The sequence below is a fragment of the Streptomyces sp. AC627_RSS907 genome (assembly GCF_019049165.1).
Genome location: NZ_JAGMUE010001154.1, coordinates 1 through 711, shown reverse-complemented (window position 1 = coordinate 711; position 711 = coordinate 1). Strand labels below are relative to the sequence as shown.

The window sequence follows — 711 nt, the reverse complement described above, 5'->3', positions numbered from 1 at the left end:
GGCATTCTCCACCCCTGGCGGAGCATATTTCTTCAACTCCCACACCCATGCACCGCAGTGTTCCGGAGCGCGCATCAACCAGGCCATAAATCCTCCTTACGGAAACAACTTGCTGTTGGGCGGCACGGTGACGTACCCATCCTGGAAGCGTAGATGGAATACGATATCCGACCTCTTGGAGAAGTGCGCGATATCTGCCATATGCTCCGCCGTGAACGCAGCACGCCCCGAATGCACATCTAGAATGGCAATCTTGTGCGGCAGTTCTCCACCCAACTGAGACCGGGCGATTTTTTTCGCGGCACTGCGAATGCCGTCCACGCTCTGCACGCCCTTGAGTTGATAGCCGTAATCGATCGAGCCATCAGCCGTGCGGGCGTACACGTCCAAATCCAATTTATCGCCCGGCAATTTATTCTCGAAACCCAACCGCTCAACCCTCACCCCGTTGCGCTCAAGGTCAACGGCGTGATGGAGAGCCATATGCACGGCCTCTTGCTCTTGCTTGTTCTTTATATCAAAAAGCACCTGCTTGAAGCCCTCAACCTCGGCGAAGCGGCCCGAGCTAACGATCTCCGCGATGCTAGCCCCGTAATCCGACTTGCGCAGTTGGGTGAGAATGCGCTGTTGATCTTGCAGGGGTACCTTCGCGCGATTGAGCTGATCCATCACGCCCGCCTCAGCCTCCGGCCTCATCGGACCGCTCTGATG

General features: G+C 56.8%; 1 pseudogene. It reads right to left on the bottom strand.

The annotated features are described in order from the left end of the window. Nucleotides 1-96: 96 nt before the first annotated feature. A pseudogene (locus tag KUM32_RS40795) lies at nt 97-711 on the bottom strand (hypothetical protein); the annotation flags it as partial.